The sequence below is a fragment of the Stutzerimonas stutzeri genome, from assembly GCF_000935215.1.
Taxonomy (GTDB): domain Bacteria; phylum Pseudomonadota; class Gammaproteobacteria; order Pseudomonadales; family Pseudomonadaceae; genus Stutzerimonas.
In genome coordinates, this window is sequence record NZ_JXXD01000081.1 from 1 (window position 1) to 16,442 (window position 16,442).

Consider the following 16,442-nt stretch of genomic DNA (forward strand, 5'->3'; position numbering starts at 1 on the left):
GGAGTTATAGAAGAAACGTGGTGCAGGGAGAGTCCATTACAGCCTTAAAGGAACCGAAGGAATGAAAGTGCCCCGTGTGACCCTCGATCAGTGGCGCACCCTGCAGGCGGTCATTGATCACGGCGGCTTCGCCCAGGCGGCCGAAGCGCTGCATCGGTCGCAGTCTTCGGTCAGCTACACCGTAGCACGCATGCAGGAACAACTGGGCGTGCCGCTATTGCGCATAGACGGGCGCAAGGCAGTGCTGACCGAGGCAGGAGAAGTGCTGCTGCGCCGGTCGCGACAGCTGGTCACACAGGCCAGTCAGCTGGAAGAACTGGCGCACCACATGGAACAAGGCTGGGAAGCCGAGGTGCGCCTGGTTGTCGATGCCGCCTACCCCAGCGCCAAGCTGATACAGGCCCTCACCGAATTCATGCCGAAGAGCCGCGGCTGCCGGGTGCGCCTGCGCGAGGAAGTGCTCTCCGGGGTCGAGGAAGTGCTCAAGGACGGCACCGCGGACCTCGCCATCAGCGGCCTGGACATCACCGGCTATCTGGGCAGCGAGCTCAGTACCGTGGAGTTCGTCGCCGTGGCACACGCCAACCATGCCCTTCACCAGCTCGGACGCAAGCTCAGCGTGCAGGACCTGCAGAGCCAGATGCAGATCGTGGTGCGTGATACGGGCCTGCGCCAACCTCGTGATGCCGGATGGCTGGGTGCCGAACAGCGCTGGACGGTGGGCAGCCTGGCGACGTCGGTGGCCTTCGTCAGCAGCGGATTGGGCTTCGCCTGGCTGCCCCGGCATCTGATCGGGCGCGAACTGGCCGAGGGCATACTCAAGCCGCTGCCACTGGTCCAAGGCAGTATTCGCCGGCCACTGTTCTATCTCTACACTAACCACGACAGACCGCTCGGGCCGGCTACCCGGATTCTCATCGAGCTGATCAAGACGTACGATGCTGGCCAGGCCACTCCACTGGCCGGCTGACAGCTTCCCCAACATCAGGAAAGACATCATGTTGAAACGCATTGCCCTCGCCGCCTGTACCGTTCTGCTGGCCGGCAACCTGTTCGCCGCGGAAAACCCTCGCGTACTGCTGACCACCAGCCTGGGCGAGATCGAGCTGGAGCTCGAAGCGGAAAAGGCACCGATCAGCGTCGAGAACTTCCTCGGCTACGTCGACAGCGGCTTTTATGACGGCACCGTGTTCCACCGCGTCATTCCCGGGTTCATGGTCCAGGGCGGCGGCTTCGGCGAAGGCCTGAACCAGAAGCCGACCAAGGCCCCGATCAAGAACGAGGCGGACAATGGGCTGCACAACGTGCGCGGCACCGTCGCAATGGCCCGGACCCAGAACGTGAATTCGGCTACCAGCCAGTTCTTCATCAACCATCGCGACAACGATTTCCTCGATCACGGTGGCCGCGACTTTGGCTACGCGGTGTTCGCCAAGGTCGTACGCGGCATGGAGGTGGTCGACCAGATCGCCCAGGTGCCCACCGGCAACCGCGCCATGATGCAGAACGTGCCGCTGACCCCGGTGAAGATCATCACCGCGAAGAAACTCTGATCCCCGAGGGGCCGGTTCACCGGCCCTTTTCATTTCTGCCAGCACATACCCGGCTGCCGCCAGCGTGCGAAACCCTCAACCGACAGGAGATCGCGACATGACCGAACCACAAAGCCCACTGAACACCCCGGAAGGCGAAGCCCAGCTGCTGCAGGACCTGCTCAGCGCGGAGCGCGCCGGGGCCAAGGTGGCCGGCGACTCGTTGCAACAACCCTGCACACCGGAGCAACGGCAGCTGCTCGAGCAGGTCCGCCAGGGCGAAATCGAAAGCTGCAAGTTGCTGCTCAACTGCCTGCAACATCTGGGGCTGGAACCCAACAAGGAAACCGGCGCCTTCTACGGCAAGGCGATGGCTATCGAATCGCTGGACGAGCGTCTGCCCTTCATCGACAGGGGTCAGCAGTGGGTGATCCGCAAACTGCGCGAGTACCTGCCGGGATGCCAGGACCCGCTGCTGCGTAGCGAACTGCAACGCATGCTGCTGATCCACGAGGAGAACAGCGCCGCCTCCCACGCCTGAGACAAACGACTAGCTGCCGGCCTGCCGGTACGGCAGCGCCTGGCGCGCCGCCTCGGCGTACGCCAGCACCCCCGCACGTTCCTGCTGGAGGAAATCCGCTACCGCGGCGCGCAAACCGGGGTGCTGCAGATAGTGCCAGGAGCGCGTGATCACCGGCTCGAAGCCACGAATGAGCTTGTGCTCACCCTGCGCCCCGGCATCGAACCGCTCCAGGCCGCCCGCGATGGCCTGATCGATACCCTGGTAGAAGCACGTCTCGAAGTGCAGCCGGTCAAACTCCGCCAGACAGCCCCAGTAACGACCGTACAGGCCAGACGCACTGCGCAGGCTGAAGGCCATCGCCACCGGCCTCGAACCCTGTAATGCCAGCACCACGCGAATCGCCTGCGGCATGCGCTCGGCCAGCAGGCTGAAGAATTGCCGAGTCAGATAGGGCGTCTGACCGCGGACCTGATAGGTGTTGGCGTAGCAGGCATAGACAAAATCCCATTCCGCTTCGCTGAGCTCGTGCCCATCGCGCCACTCGAAGCTGATGCCCTGCCCCGCCACCTGTTCGCGCTCCTTGCGCAACTGCTTGCGCTTGCGCGAGGTCAGTGCATCGAGAAAATCCTGAAAGTCGCGGTAGCCACGGTTGTGCCAATGAAATTGGCAGCCGATGCGCTCCAGCCAGCCCTCCCGCCCCGCCAGCAGCTGATCGGCCAGCGGCTCGGTGAAATTCACATGCAACCCCGACAGCTCCTGCCTTTCAAGCCCAGCGGTGAGTACATCGAGCAGCTCGGCGGCAGCCTGCATGTCGCCCAGCAGGCGACCGCCAGCGACCGGAGTGAAAGGTACCGCGCAAAGCAGCTTGGGGTAGTAGGCGATGCCAGCCCGCTGGCAGGCATCCGCCCAGGCCCAGTCGAACACGTACTCGCCGTACGAATGAAACTTGCGATACAGCGGCAAGGCTGCCTGCAACGCGCCCTGCGGGTCGCGCAGCAGGAGATGGGCAGGTTGCCAGCCGCTACGCCCACCCACGCTGCCGCTGTCTTCCAGCGCGCAGAGGAAGGCGTGACGAAGGAAGGGCTGATCATCGCTCAGCAGCGCATCCCATTCGGCGGGAGGCAGTTCGGCGAGGCGGTACAGGGTCTGGATAGGCATGCGCGCAGTCTGGCCTGTCCCGCAGGCGAAAAAAAGCCCCGCCAGGGCGGGGCTCAATGGAGCATCACGGATGAGGTGATGTTTTAGAACACGTACTGGGCGCGCAGGCTGATGGCGTCGCCGTCGTCGTCGCCATTGGCGTTTACCACGTCGTCCACGCTGGTCTTCAGGTAGTTGGCCGAGAGCTTCACCGACTCGTTGGCGTACCAGTTGAGACCGATGGTGTGGGTCTTCGCACCAGCTTCTGCGCTGTCCAGCGCCCCGACATAACCGCTCGGTGCAACACCGGTTTCATCGACGGTGATGTCGTCGAAGCGGTAGAACACTTCCCAGGCACCGATCTGCTTGTTCTCCGGCTTGATCTTGTCGAACTTGCCGCCATCGAGCTTGTAGGAACGCGACTCGCCGGTCAGGGTGTAGGCCAGCTGGACGTTGTAGCCGGTGGCTTCGAGGTCTTCGAAACCTTCCATGGCGTCGACGGTGCGGGTCAGGTATTCGCCCTGAACCGAGAACGGGCCGATCATGTAAGCCGCTTCCAGACCCCAGGCCTGATCGCTGCCGTCGGTGCGAGTGCCGCCGAAGGTGGCGCGGTTGCCGTTGGCACTGTCTTCGGTGGTGCCACGCACGGACAGGCGCGGACGGATGCGTTCCAGGTAACCTTCTTCCACGTCACGCTGACCGAAGCTCGCGCCCAAGTGCAGCACCTGGTCCTTCTCGACGATCGGGGCGATCACGCCACGCAGCACGAAGCTGGTGTTGTTGGCGCCATCTTCGTCCTCGAGCATGTCGACGCCGTCGCCACCATCCTGACGATAGGCACCGGCCTCGCCGTGGAACATGCCGACAGTGGTACGCACGCGGATGCCTTCGCCGTCTTCGTGGTCGTTCAGCCAGGGCGCCAGGTCATAGATCGCCGAGCGCTCGATGGCGGTGATCCACTTGGAGCTGACCGCTTCTTCCAGGCCAAAGGTCGGTTTGATACGGCCAATCGAAACCTGGACCGGCTTCCAGCCGTTGTAGTGGATGGCCAGTTCGTTCCAGTTGCTGGAATCGTTGGTGAAGTTCCGGTAGAAGGTGTAGCCCCAATCGGTGAAGGCAACACCGGAAATCTCCAGACGCGCACGACGGAAATAGGTCTCGTCTGCGCGCTCGCCGTTCTGGGTGTAGAAACCATCGAAGCTGTCGGCATCAGCCTGCAGGCGGCCATTGATCTTGAACGAGAACTCCTTGTCGGTGGTTCCGACCTCCAGGCCGCCCTTGGTCTTGATAACGAGATCGGCGCCGTCGGTGGTGACGGTACCGGCGAAAGCCTGGGCGGAAACGGCCAGAGCCAGGGCGCTGGCAGCGAAACCGGCGAAGTGCTTACGGATCATCAAAATTCCCCTTTATGTTTAGCGTCGGAAACACACGAGATGGGCTCTTTGTGTTGGGGGCAATCTTGGCGACGGCGTATGTCAGCCAAATGACTGATATGTAAAGCTTTTGTGACAGCGGAACTTTCCGGGGAGCCGCATCGCAGAGCGGCTGCGGCACGTTTTCATCAGCTGCGGGCGTTGCGCTCGCTAGGCCGCCGGGCTCCGGCGACCAGTTTGTCGACCGCCTTCGCGGCGGCGACCATGCCGAAGGTGGCGGTGACCATGGTCACCGCGCCGAAGCCACCGGCGCAGTCGAGCTTGACGCCCTCGCCGACGAAGCTCTTGCTCTGGCACACGCCGCCATCAGGCTTCGGGTAGCGCAGCTGTTCGGTGGAGAACACGCAGGGCACGCTGTAGGTGCGCCCCGGCGTGCGCGAGAAGTTGTATTCGCGACGCAGCAGCGAGCGCACCTTTGCCGCCAGCGGATCGTTGAAGGTCTTGTTCAGATCAGTGACCTGGATTTGTGTCGGATCGACCTGCCCGCCGGCGCCGCCGGTGGTGATGATCTGGATCTTGCGCCGCTTGCACCAGGCGATCAGCGCCGCCTTGGCCGGCACGCTGTCGATGCAGTCGATGACGCAGTCCATGTCTTCGGTGATGTACTCGGCCATGGTTTCGCGGGTGACGAAATCCGCCACTGCATGAACCTGGCAGGCCGGGTTGATGGCGCGAATACGTGCGGCCATCTCGTCGACCTTGGCTTTGCCCACTGCGCCATCGAGGGCGTGAATCTGCCGGTTGGTATTGGTGATGCACACATCGTCCAGGTCGAACAGGCTGATCTCGCCTACCCCGCTGCGCGCCAGCGCCTCGGCCGCCCACGAGCCGACGCCACCGATGCCGACCACCGCCACATGCGCAGCCGTCAGCCGCTCGAGGCCGACGCGGCCATACAGGCGGGCAATACCGCCGAAACGCTGATCATCGATAGACATGCCGACTCCCCGGAAAAAACCTGGCGATTATAAGACCTCATGACGCCACGACCACTGCATCCAGCCGTCACCGCAACCGCGCCTTTGCTTTAATATGGCGCCCTTTCCCCGCCGCACCGGAGCCCTGATGACCGCGCCTGCCCTCTCCCCGACGCTCGAACTCGCCTGCGAGCTGATCAATCGCCCTTCGGTGACGCCGCTGGATGAAGGCTGCCAGCAGCTGATGAGCCAGCGCCTGGCGGCCTGCGGCTTCGCCATCGAGCCGATGCATATCGAGGACGTGGAGAACTTCTGGGCCATTCGCGGCAACGAAGGCCCGGTGCTGTGCTTCGCCGGCCACACTGACGTGGTCCCTACGGGCCCGCTGCAGGCCTGGCAGAATCCGCCGTTCAGTGCGCGCATCGACGAGCAGGGCATGCTCCACGGCCGCGGCGCGGCAGATATGAAAGGCAGCCTGGCGGCGATGGTCGTGGCAGTGGAGCGCTTCACAGCCGATCACCCGAAGCACAAGGGGCAGATCGCCTTTCTCATCACCAGTGATGAAGAAGGCCCTGCGCACCACGGCACCAAGGCCGTCGTCGAGCGCCTGCGCGAGCGTGGCCAGCGCCTGGACTGGTGCATCGTCGGCGAACCGTCGAGCACCGCCTTGGTAGGTGACGTGGTGAAGAATGGCCGTCGCGGCTCACTCGGCGGCACCCTCACCGTACGCGGCCAGCAGGGCCATGTGGCCTATCCGCATCTGGCGAAGAACCCCATCCACCTGGCCGCGCCTGCGCTGGCTGAGCTTGCCGCAGAGCACTGGGACGACGGCAATGCCTTCTTCCCGCCGACCAGCTTCCAGATCTCCAACCTGAACGCCGGCACCGGCGCCACCAACGTCATTCCCGGCACGCTGGAAGCGGTGTTCAACTTCCGCTTCTCCACCGAGTCCACCGTCGAACAGCTCAAGCAGCGCACCGCCGCGATTCTCGACAAGCACGGTCTGGACTGGAACGTGGACTGGGCACTGTCCGGCCTGCCGTTCCTCACCGAACCGGGCGCGCTGCTCGACGGCGTGGCCAAGGCAATCCGCAGCGTCACCGGCCGAGAGACCACGCCGTCCACCAGCGGCGGTACCTCGGACGGGCGCTTTATCGCCACCCTCGGCACCCAGGTGGTCGAGCTCGGCCCGGTCAACGCGACCATCCACCAGGTCGACGAACACATCCTGGCCAGCGATCTCGACCTGCTGACCGAGATCTACTACCAGACCCTGGTGAACCTGCTCGCATGCTGATCTGCCCGATCTGCCAGGCGCCGCTGAGCGCGCTCGACAACGGCGTGGTCTGCGCGGCCAACCACCGTTTCGACCGCGCGCGTCAGGGTTACCTGAACCTGCTTCCAGTGCAGCACAAGAACAGCCGCGATCCGGGCGACAACCAGGCCATGGTCGAAGCACGGCGACGCTTTCTCGACGGCGGCCACTATGCGCCGCTGGCCCGACGCCTCGCCGAGCTGGCCGCCGAGCGCGCGCCGCAGCGCTGGCTGGACATCGGCTGTGGCGAGGGCTACTACACCGCCCAGCTGGCCGAGGCACTACCGGATGCCGAAGGCTATGCACTGGACATCTCCCGCGAAGCGGTCAAGCGCGCCTGCAAACGCGCGCCGCAACTGGAATGGCTGGTGGCGAGCATGGCCCGCGTGCCGCTGGCCGATGCCAGCTGCGACCTGCTCGCCAGCGTGTTCAGCCCGTTGGACTGGCAGGAGGCGCGACGCCTGCTCGCACCCGGCGGCGGACTGCTGCGCATGGGACCGACCCGCGAGCACCTTTGGGAGCTACGCGCCCGACTCTACGACGAGGTACGCGACTACGATGACGAGAAGCACCTGTCGCTGATTCCCGAAGGCATGTGCCTGGCCCACAGCGAAACCCTCAGCTACGAGCTGCAGCTGGACAACGCCCAGGCCCGTGCCGACCTGCTGGCGATGACCCCGCACGGCTGGCGCGCCAGCGCCGAGCGCCGCGCCGCCGTGATCGACAGTCACCTCAGCGTGCGGGTTGCGATACGCTACGACTGGATCGAACGCACACCCTAGCGTTCGTATATTTGCCTACGACCAAAACCTCGCACCACCACATAAGGCAGTCGCCCATGCGTCAACCCGATATCGAGATCTACCTAAGGGATGCCAGTCAGGAGGCCGTCGGCGAGTGGCTGGCCCAAGCCATTGGCTCATGTTCCGCCTGGCAACAGAAAGGCCAGACCTTCAAGTGCAGCGCCGCCGGCATTCCGGTGACCTGGCTGCCGAAGGCGGTGGGCAAATGGCATTGTCTGCTGCTGGAAAGCGATGCCACCCCCTGGGACGATGACCTCGCCTGCGCCCGCGCGGCGTATCAGGCTTTGGGTGTGGAAATCCGCTGCGCGCCAGGCGGCTGGCAGGAAGAGGAAGCCGTTGAAGAGGCCGACCGCTGGATCCGCATCAGCGATGACGGTGAAGAGGAAATCGTCTGGCGGACGGGCTGATCGGCATCGGCCGTACCGCTCATCCGTGGTGGACCGAAACCACCGAATAGCAAAAAAGCCCGTCACTTGGACGGGCTTTGTCATTGCGCAACCGAAGTTACACGCCGGCGACGTCTTCGGCCTGCAGGCCCTTCTGGCCCTGGGTTACCGAAAACTCCACCTGCTGCCCTTCGGCCAGCGAGCGGTGGCCGTCGCCACGGATCGCGCGGTAATGCACGAACACGTCTGCGCCATTACCCCGCTGAATGAATCCATAGCCTTTTGCATCGTTGAACCACTTGACGGTTCCGGTCTCGCGCTCAGCCATTACCACTTCTCCAACTCGCTTTTTGTTATTCCTCGGAAGAGGGGTCGACGGTCAGGCCTTCGTGCATTCGGCTCCGGCGCAAATGCGACTCGAACGCGACCGTTGCCGGAGTATAAAACAACGATTTTCGCTGTCAGCCTCTTTTTTCCGCTGCGGATTTGACACCCTCGCCCGCCCCGGCCAATGCCGGAACGGGTGCTCTGTTCAGGCGCTCCGGCGGCGTCGCCATAGCCACAGGGCGAGCACGCCCAGGGTCAGCAGCAAGGGCACCAGAGCGATGTTGGCGAACTTCAGCGTACGCCCCAGCGCTTCGATATCGGCATTGAGCTGGTAGCGCACCTCACGCAACTCCTTGCGGATACGCACCTTCTCCTGCTGGAACTGACGCAACGCCTGCTCCTGCTCAGCCGTCAGCTCCAGCGCCTGCTCCGGGTCCGGACTCTGCAGCTCGGCCAGTTGCTGCTCGGTATCAGCCAGGCGCTGCTGCAGCACTTCTTCCTTCTCGCGGAAACGATCCTCGGCCTCGCGCTGCAAGGTTTCTACCATCACGAACGGACGGGTGAAGCGACCACGCGAACGCACGCTGATCAGCGCATCGGTGCCGGAAAGGTTGTCCAGCGCATTGATCACGAACGCGCCATTGTCCGCCCACGGCTGCGGAACGCGCTGGCCGAAGAAGTCCTGCACCTGCACCCACATGCGATCACTCAGCAGATCGGTATCGGCGACAGCGATCACGTTGATGTTCTGGCTTTCCTTGATGCCCTCTTCACGGCCTTCGATGCCGTCCGGAAAGGCAGTTTTCGCCGGCCCCTGGATGCGCGCCGCCAGAGTGTAGCGCTCGCCGGTCGGCTCGAGGCCAAGCAGCAGGGTTTCTGGGTTGTCCAGCGTGGCGAAGCGCTCGGCCTCCACCGGCATGGCGTAGTCGGAACTGCCGAACAGCGGCGTGAAGCGCGTCGTCGCGTCCTCCAGCGGCTCCAGAATGCCGGCGCTGGCGATGGTGATGTTTTCCAGCGCGGCGGTGGTCACGTCATCCTGATCCAGCGCGTTGCGCGGCAGGCTCAACCAGCCTGCGTGGCGCACCGGACGTCGCTCCGCACCGACGCCAACCGACATCGCGTAGGCTGCATCGACCAGCGCCTGTTGCGGCACCATGCGCACGCCCCATGCCTTGAACAGTGGTTCGAGGTCGGACGCACGCTCCTCGCCGAATTCTCCCGGACCGATGCCCATGCCCGGATCGGCCTCGCTGTGCGGATCGACGAATACCAGCAGCTTGCCGCCACGCAGGACGAACTGGTCGATGGCGTACAGCGTCTGCTCGGGCAGATCCTTCGGGTGAATCAGCAGCAACACCGAGACGTTGGTCGGGATCATGTCCACATCGCGGCGCAGGCTTTCGATATGGAATAGCTGGCGGACTTCCTCCAGCACCATCCATGGCGGCGTCGCCTGCTGAGTCCGCATGTCGAAACCGCCGGTCAGCTGCAACCCTGAGAGCACGCCGGCCACCGGCAGCTCGCCGCTAGCCAAGCCCTGCACCAGGCGGCTGATCTCGTACTCGAGAAACTCTTCCTGATCCAGCGGGAAGAACGGAATGATCTGCGTGCTGCCCTCGGCATTGGTGCCGGCGAGGCCGAAGTAGATCTTGTCGCCGCCCTGGTTGAGCGGCACCGCCTGCAGGCCGAACTCGGCGGCGCGGTCCTCCTCTTCGGAGAACGGCTGCGGGTCGATCACTTGCAGCTTGAGCTTGCCAGCGGAGGCCCGCTCGTAGGCCTTGAGCATCTCCTCGACGCGACGCGCGTAGTTGCGCAGCGCCACCAGCTCCTTGGAGGTCTCGTCCGAGTAGAAGAAGTGCAGTTCGATCGGTTCCTGCAGGCCGTCAAGAATGCGCTCGGTGCCCTCGGAGATGGTGTAGAGCTTCTGCTCGGTCAGATCGAGCCGCGCATTGGTGAACAGCATGCCGGACACGCCGTTGAACAGCAGAAATGCCAGTGCGATCAGCAGCAGCCCGGCACCGGAATAGATGACTCGTTTCATGTCTGTTCCCTCAGGCGGCTTTCTTCAGATCGACGACCACGGCAGTGGCAGCCAGCCAGGCGACGATCAGCGTGACGAAATACAGCAGGTCACGCAGGTCGAGCACACCCTTGCTGATGGAATCGAAACGGATCAGGAAGCTCAGCGAAGCCACCGCATCGATCAGCCACTGCGGCGCCCAGGCGAAGGCATCCAGCACCATCGGCAGGCCGCTGACGATGAACAGGAAACACACCGCCACCGCGAGGATGAAGGCGATCACCTGGTTCTTCGCCAGCGCCGACATGCACGAGCCGATCGCCAGAAACGCGCCCGCCAGCAGCCAGCTGCCGAGATAACCGGCGACGATCACACCGTTGTCGGGCTCGCCCAGGTAATTGACGGTGATGACCATCGGGAAGGTCAGCAGCAACGCGATGCCGGCGAATACCCAGGCGGCGAGGAACTTGCCGGTAACCGCCTCGAAACGCGTAATCGGCAGCGTCATCAAGAGCTCGATCGAGCCGGACTTGCGCTCCTCCGCCCACAGGCGCATGGCGATCGCCGGCACCAGGAACAGGTACAGCCAGGTATGGAAGCTGAAGAACGGCGTGAGGTCGGCCTGGCCACGCTCGTAGAAACCGCCCAGGTAGAAGGTGAACACCCCGGAGAGCACCAGGAAGATCACGATGAACACGTAGGCCAGCGGCGTGGCGAAATAGCTGCCCAGCTCGCGCTTGAAGATAACCGGCAACTGGGTCATAGCGACTCCCCGCGAGTCAGGTTACGGAACACCTCATCCAACCGGCCGCGTTCCACGTCCAGCTCCTTCACCACCCAGCCATGCTGGGCGATCAGAGCACTGACCTGGGGGAAAATCACCTGCCCCGGCTGCGCCAGCAACGTTAGGCTGTGCTCGGGCTCGTTGAATTCGACACCGGCAACGCCGGGCAACGCGGCCAGGGCAACGTCGTCCAGCGGACCATCGCTGACCAGCGTGACGGCCTGGTGATATTTCGACCGGCTCTCCAGCTCCAGCGGCGTACTGTCGGCCACCAGCCGGCCCTGGGCGATGACCACCGCGCGGGTGCAGACCGCACTGACCTCTTCGAGGATATGCGTGGAGATGATGACAATCTTGTCCTGCGCCAGCCCCTGGATCAGCTGACGTACCTGGTGTTTCTGGTTCGGATCGAGGCCATCGGTGGGCTCGTCGAGGATCAGCACCTGCGGATCGTGCAGTATCGCCTGGGCCAGGCCGACGCGACGCTTGAAGCCCTTGGACAGCGTCTCGATGGACTGCCCCAGCACGTTCTCCAGCTCCACCTGGGCGACTGCGGCTTCGACCCGCTGGCGCTTGTCCGCACCACGGAAGCCGCGGACTTCAGCGATGAACTCGAGAAAACCGCGCACCGTCATGTCGCCGTAGCAGGGCGCGCCTTCGGGCAGATAACCGATCTGCCGCTGGGCCTGCAGGGTCTGGGTGCGAATGTCGTGGCCGAGGATGCTCGCCGTGCCCGACGTTGGCACGAGAAAGCCGGTCAGCATCTTCATAGTGGTGGACTTGCCGGCACCATTCGGGCCGAGAAATCCCAGCACCTCGCCGCGCTGGACCTGGAATGACAGGTCGTCGACCGCGGTGTGCTGGGCGAAACGCTTGGTCAGGTTGCTTATTTCGATCATGGACTCTCACCAGTGCACCAAAGGCCCTGGCGTGCCGCCGCGCGACCCGAGCCAGGTCCTGCAAAAATGCCGGCGGCACTATAAGAACAGCAGCCCGACGAATGCAACCAGTCCCTAGACTGAGAGGACTACGCTGTTCATCACAGCTCTGCGCGCAATTCGCTATAAGGCCATGCCGCACGGATCGCAGACGCCCAAAATGCCGGCAGAGATTGAGAGACTTCCAGGCCGGCATGCCGCGACACGCCAAGCCAAGCCAAGCCAAGCCAAGCCAAGCCATTAGCAAGGACAAACCATGAAACTACGCAGGTCCAGAGAGCTAGCGAAAGTACATCTCTGCTGTTTGTTGGCGCCATGGCGTGCTCAGCGTACGCCAGTGAGCCTGCGGAGTTTCCAGACGCACAAACCAGTGATCCAGCGACAATGGGATGGATGGTCGGCTCGCCGCCACCGGCTGATCGAATCCTGCGCTTCGAGGATGGTAGTTATTTTCGCTTCCCGCAGATGCGCTGGAGCGTCGCCAACTTTCGACAGCTGATGCCTACCGTCAATGTCTCACGCGGCCTAGGTGAGTCTTCACTACTCGAGCACCAGCCAAGCAACGAGATCGATGCGCTGACATTCGTCCCGCTTGGTGGGGGCGAGCCAATGACCTGGCAGCAATCGCTGCAAGCCAATTACACCGACGGCATCATCATCCTTCACCGAGGGAAACTGGTGTACGAGCGCTATTTCGGCGTATTGAAGCCGGAAGGACAGCATGCTGCCATGTCGATTACGAAAACCTTCACCGGTACATTGGCGGCGCTTCTTGTGGCCGAAGAAAAGCTGGATCCCGAACGTCTGGTCGCTGATTACGTTCCCGAGCTGGCAGCGTCGGGTTTTGGCGATGCCAGCGTACGTCAGCTGATGGATATGACCACCGGCATTCACTTCAGCGAGGATTATGCGGACCCCAAGGCCGAAGTATGGGCGCACGCCGCCGCCGGCAATCCGCTGCCGAAACCCGCTGATTACCAAGGGCCACGGACCTATTACGAATTTCTGCAAACGGTCAAACCGCAAGGTCGTCATGGCGAGGCCTTTCATTACCGCACCGCAAACTCCGACGCTCTGGGCTGGGTAATCGCGCGAGTGAGCGGGCGGAACGTCGCACAGCTGTTGTCGGAGCGCATCTGGAGCCGCTTGGGCGCAGAACAGGATGCCTACATGTCGGTAGACTCCATCAGCACGCCGTTCGCCGGAGGCGGCCTGAATGCCGGCCTGCGCGACCTTGCGCGCTTTGGCGAAATGATGCGTAACGAAGGTCGATACAACGGTACTCAGATCCTGCCAGCGGAAGTCGTGGCAGATATCCGTGGTGGAGCAAATCGAGACGACTTTGCGAAAGCCGGTTATCGACTGCTACCCGGCTGGAGCTACCGCAACATGTGGTGGGTCACCCACAACGGGCATGATGCCTTCATGGCACGTGGGGTACATGGGCAAGCGCTTTATATCGACCCACTGGCGGAGATGGTGATCGCGCGCTTTGCCAGCCATCCGGTGGCGGGCAACGCAGCAAACGACCCCACCTCGTTGCCGGCTTTTGAGGCGGTGGCGAAGCATCTGCTAGAACAGCGTCGATAGCTTGCTGAAGCTGCAAACAGCCCGGGATGAAGGATTCGCAGTGACCGACCCGATCGAATTCCAGACCACACGTCTGCTCTTACGGCAATGGACGCCAGCCGATCGTGCACCGTTCGCCACGATGAATGCGGACCCCAGGATCATGCGGCACTTCCCCGCTCTGCTCAGTCGGGCCGAGAGCGATGCAATGGCTGACCGCTGCCAGGCGCTGATCGAAGAACGCGGCTGGGGGTTCTGGGCCGTCGAACTGAAAGCCAGCGGCGCATTCATCGGCTTCGTCGGCCTGCATACGCCGTCAGCAACCTTGCCGTTCTCGCCGTGCGTGGAAATAGGTTGGCGCCTGGCGGCTGATTACTGGGGCCAGGGATTGGCCAGCGAGGCGGCGTGGGCCGCGCTAAAGACAGGGTTCGGCACGCTCGATCTTTCCGAAATCGTATCCTTCACTACTATCGAGAATCGACGTTCACGCGCCGTGATGGCCCGTCTCGGCATGCGTGAAACGGAGGTGTTCGAGCATCCAGGGGTACCCATCGGCCATCCGCTTCGCCGGCACTGCCTGTATCGACTGGATCGCGAACACTTTGCGGCGCAGTTGGCTGCAGCTGAATGACCGTTCATTCACGATTGGCTGGACTTCGCTGGAAACCCTGTTAGAACGGCACGCGCATAGCCGGACCCTCATCCCCACCCTACGGATATTCTTCAATGCCTCAGCTGTTCCTCGCGCTTCTGTTCCTCGGCTTTTCCGGCTTCGCTCATGCGGAAGATGCCGATATCGCCCGGCTGTTCGACGAGGCTGGCGTGGACGGAACACTGGTGATCGAATCGGCTGAAACCGGCCAGCGCTACGTTCACAACGACGCCCGCGCGAAGCAGCCGTTCACCGCCGCATCCACATTCAAGGTGCTGAACACGCTGATCGCGCTGGAGGAAGGCGCCATCGCCGGCGCCGACGAGATCATCCCGTGGGACAACACCCGTTACGAGATCGAGGCCTGGAACCGAGACCAGACGCTGAAGAGCGCCTTCCAGGTCAGTTGCGTCTGGTGCTATCAGTGGCTGGCGCGGCGGGTGGGTGCGGCTGACTATCCGCCACACATCCGCCAGGCGCATTACGGTCAGCTGCGCGAGCCCTTCAACGGTACCGAGTTCTGGCTGGATGGCTCGCTGACCATCAGCGCCGAGCAACAGATCGAGCTGCTCAAACGCGTGACCGCGCGCAGCCTGCCGTACCGCAACAGCAGTTACGACACATTGAAGACGGTGATGCTCACCGAAGCCGCCAAGGACTATCGCCTCTACGCCAAGACCGGCTGGGCCGCCCGCAGCACGCCCGGCACCGGCTGGTACATCGGCTACGTGGAGACTGGTGAGAACACCTGGCTGTTCGCCTTGAACCTGGACACCCGAACCGTCAGGGACCTGCCGTTGCGTCAGCAGATCGCCCAGAACGCATTGCGAGCCAAAGGCATTCTGCCGGTGGACTGAAGCAACTCAGCATCTCAGCAACCCGGGTGGTGCGCCTAGGCGCCCATCCTGAACAACCTCCTGGGAAATCCGCCATGCGCAACGATGAAATCAAGGCCATCTTCGACCAGCAGGCAACCAGCTACGACGAGCGCTGGGCCAGAACCGCACCGATTCGCGAGGCCCTGCATTTCCTTCTGGAAGCCGTGTTTGCGGACCTCCCAGCCGATGCCCGGATTCTGTGCGTCGGTGCCGGCACCGGCGAGGAAATCGCATACCTGGCGAGGCGCTTCCCGCGCTGGAGCTTCACCGCCGTCGAGCCCTCCGGTGCAATGCTCGAGGTGTGCCGCAACAAGGCGATCGAGGGCGGCTACGCCGAGCGCTGCCAGTTTCATGAGGGCTATCTGCAATCGCTGCCCGAGCAGGACGCCTTCGATGCCGCGACGTGCTTTCTGGTGTCGCAATTCATTCTGGAGCCTGGGGCCCGTGCGGAGTTTTTCCGTGCCATCGCTAGCCGGCTTCGCCCGGGCGCACGCCTGGCCAGCTCCGACCTGGCATCGGATATCGCCTCGGCCGAATACACGGCGCTGCTCGAAACCTGGATGAACATGATGACCGTGGCTGCCATCCCGGCCGCCGGTGTGGAGCAGATGCGCGCAGCCTACTCCCGCGATGTGGCGGTGCTGCCTCGCGAGCGGGTCGCAGCGATCATCGAATCCGGCGGCTTTACCGACCCCGTCCTGTTCTACCAGGCCGGGCTGATTCACGCCTGGTACTCGACGCGGTCAACGGTCGATGCGCAATAACGCCGCGGCATGGCGGCTGTATCCGACCGGCCGAGCATGAAGCGATCCGTGTTGCGTTCGTTTCTTCTCGCCACGTTGGCCGGTGCGGCGATCTGGAGCCTGTCGCCGCTGCTGACGGGCCATGTCGAGCCCTGGGATGCCGGCGGCCTGTATCACCCCGTAACGCTGGCCCTGGGCGGCGGATTGTGTGGCTCCGTTTCGCCGAAACCATTGTGGCCGCTCTACGCAGGCTGTGTGGCCGGGCAGGTTCTGTATCTGCTCGGCTGGTTGCCGACAGGGCCATTGCTCCCCGTCGGGCTGGTGTTCGTGCTGCTGTGGTCCCTGGTGTTTCTCGCCGGTGCCTATGTCGGCTCCCGAGCCCGAACCAGATGGCAGACTCGAAAGCACCAGCCACCCCGTGGCCGCGCCTGATGGCGCCGCCGCGAGCTCTAGGCTGAGAGCTTCTGGCTGAAATTATCGGCGGG

18 protein-coding genes are annotated in these 16,442 nt (G+C 63.4%); 11 read left to right on the plus strand and 7 right to left on the minus strand.

Annotation, left to right across the window (positions count from 1 at the left end):
* Positions 1 to 61: 61 nt before the first annotated feature.
* The 3 genes from LO50_RS09535 to LO50_RS09545 all read left to right on the plus strand — a co-directional run bounded on the left by LO50_RS09535 (position 62) and on the right by LO50_RS09545 (position 2,073).
* On the plus strand, positions 62 to 970 hold the full coding sequence (locus LO50_RS09535; protein WP_014820018.1) for a LysR family transcriptional regulator: 909 nt from the start codon (positions 62 to 64) through the stop codon (positions 968 to 970).
* A 28-nt stretch (positions 971 to 998) separates the two neighbouring features.
* Positions 999 to 1,553 (plus strand): peptidylprolyl isomerase, encoded by a 555-nt coding sequence (locus LO50_RS09540; protein ID WP_003303960.1) that lies wholly within the window; start codon positions 999 to 1,001, stop codon positions 1,551 to 1,553.
* Between the two features lie 97 nt (positions 1,554 to 1,650).
* Positions 1,651 to 2,073: a DUF6306 domain-containing protein gene (locus LO50_RS09545; protein WP_014820017.1), complete on the plus strand. Its 423-nt coding sequence runs from the start codon at positions 1,651 to 1,653 to the stop codon at positions 2,071 to 2,073.
* Between the two features lie 9 nt (positions 2,074 to 2,082).
* Here LO50_RS09545 and LO50_RS09550 read toward each other — a convergent pair whose 3' ends face one another.
* The 3 genes from LO50_RS09550 to tcdA all read right to left on the minus strand — a co-directional run bounded on the left by LO50_RS09550 (position 2,083) and on the right by tcdA (position 5,563).
* Positions 2,083 to 3,213, minus strand: coding sequence for a GNAT family N-acetyltransferase (locus LO50_RS09550; RefSeq protein ID WP_042928004.1), 1,131 nt, complete (start codon positions 3,211 to 3,213; stop codon positions 2,083 to 2,085).
* A gap of 83 nt (positions 3,214 to 3,296) precedes the next feature.
* Positions 3,297 to 4,586, minus strand: coding sequence for an OprO/OprP family phosphate-selective porin (locus LO50_RS09555; RefSeq protein WP_042928005.1), 1,290 nt, complete (start codon positions 4,584 to 4,586; stop codon positions 3,297 to 3,299).
* 167 nt (positions 4,587 to 4,753) lie between these two features.
* Positions 4,754 to 5,563 carry a tRNA cyclic N6-threonylcarbamoyladenosine(37) synthase TcdA gene (gene tcdA / locus LO50_RS09560; RefSeq protein ID WP_044314830.1) on the minus strand — a complete coding sequence of 270 codons (810 nt, stop codon included), beginning with the start codon at positions 5,561 to 5,563 and terminating at the stop codon, positions 4,754 to 4,756.
* 127 nt (positions 5,564 to 5,690) lie between these two features.
* On the opposite strand from tcdA, the gene dapE reads away from it, so the two are divergent.
* The 3 genes from dapE to LO50_RS09575 are packed head-to-tail and all read left to right on the plus strand — an operon-like array spanning position 5,691 to position 8,067.
* Positions 5,691 to 6,839, plus strand: a complete 1,149-nt coding sequence (gene dapE, locus LO50_RS09565) for a succinyl-diaminopimelate desuccinylase (protein WP_041013643.1) — start codon at positions 5,691 to 5,693, stop codon at positions 6,837 to 6,839.
* Complete coding sequence (locus tag LO50_RS09570) at positions 6,833 to 7,639, plus strand: putative RNA methyltransferase (protein WP_044314831.1); 807 nt, start codon at positions 6,833 to 6,835, stop codon at positions 7,637 to 7,639. Before dapE ends, LO50_RS09570 begins: the two co-directional genes overlap by 7 nt.
* Before the next feature lie 56 nt (positions 7,640 to 7,695).
* A complete protein-coding gene (locus tag LO50_RS09575) occupies positions 7,696 to 8,067 on the plus strand; it encodes a hypothetical protein (RefSeq protein ID WP_003303949.1) in 372 nt (123 codons plus the stop codon).
* 97 nt (positions 8,068 to 8,164) lie between these two features.
* Here LO50_RS09575 and LO50_RS09580 read toward each other — a convergent pair whose 3' ends face one another.
* The 4 genes from LO50_RS09580 to LO50_RS09595 form a co-directional block, all read right to left on the minus strand.
* Positions 8,165 to 8,374 carry a cold-shock protein gene (locus LO50_RS09580; RefSeq protein WP_003283763.1) on the minus strand — a complete coding sequence of 70 codons (210 nt, stop codon included), beginning with the start codon at positions 8,372 to 8,374 and terminating at the stop codon, positions 8,165 to 8,167.
* Between the two features lie 204 nt (positions 8,375 to 8,578).
* Positions 8,579 to 10,414 (minus strand): GldG family protein, encoded by a 1,836-nt coding sequence (locus LO50_RS09585; RefSeq protein ID WP_044314832.1) that lies wholly within the window; start codon positions 10,412 to 10,414, stop codon positions 8,579 to 8,581.
* 10 nt (positions 10,415 to 10,424) lie between these two features.
* Positions 10,425 to 11,156 carry an ABC transporter permease subunit gene (locus LO50_RS09590; protein WP_044314833.1) on the minus strand — a complete coding sequence of 244 codons (732 nt, stop codon included), beginning with the start codon at positions 11,154 to 11,156 and terminating at the stop codon, positions 10,425 to 10,427.
* The gene (locus LO50_RS09595) at positions 11,153 to 12,076 is read right to left on the minus strand and encodes an ABC transporter ATP-binding protein (protein ID WP_044314834.1); all 924 of its coding nucleotides are present in this window, start codon (positions 12,074 to 12,076) and stop codon (positions 11,153 to 11,155) included. Before LO50_RS09595 ends, LO50_RS09590 begins: the two co-directional genes overlap by 4 nt.
* A gap of 354 nt (positions 12,077 to 12,430) precedes the next feature.
* On the opposite strand from LO50_RS09595, the gene LO50_RS09600 reads away from it, so the two are divergent.
* From LO50_RS09600 to LO50_RS09620, 5 genes are all read left to right on the plus strand, one after another.
* The gene (locus LO50_RS09600) at positions 12,431 to 13,705 is read left to right on the plus strand and encodes a serine hydrolase domain-containing protein (protein WP_044314835.1); all 1,275 of its coding nucleotides are present in this window, start codon (positions 12,431 to 12,433) and stop codon (positions 13,703 to 13,705) included.
* Positions 13,706 to 13,745: 40 nt separating this feature from the next.
* Complete coding sequence (locus tag LO50_RS09605; protein WP_044314836.1) at positions 13,746 to 14,315, plus strand: GNAT family N-acetyltransferase; 570 nt, start codon at positions 13,746 to 13,748, stop codon at positions 14,313 to 14,315.
* Between the two features lie 95 nt (positions 14,316 to 14,410).
* The gene (blaOXA, locus tag LO50_RS09610) at positions 14,411 to 15,193 is read left to right on the plus strand and encodes a class D beta-lactamase (RefSeq protein ID WP_044314837.1); all 783 of its coding nucleotides are present in this window, start codon (positions 14,411 to 14,413) and stop codon (positions 15,191 to 15,193) included.
* Positions 15,194 to 15,267: 74 nt separating this feature from the next.
* Positions 15,268 to 15,978, plus strand: coding sequence for a class I SAM-dependent methyltransferase (locus LO50_RS09615; RefSeq protein WP_044314838.1), 711 nt, complete (start codon positions 15,268 to 15,270; stop codon positions 15,976 to 15,978).
* Between the two features lie 48 nt (positions 15,979 to 16,026).
* Entirely contained in the window at positions 16,027 to 16,389 is a 363-nt protein-coding gene (locus tag LO50_RS09620) for a hypothetical protein (protein WP_336434164.1), read from the plus strand.
* Positions 16,390 to 16,442 lie beyond the last annotated feature (53 nt).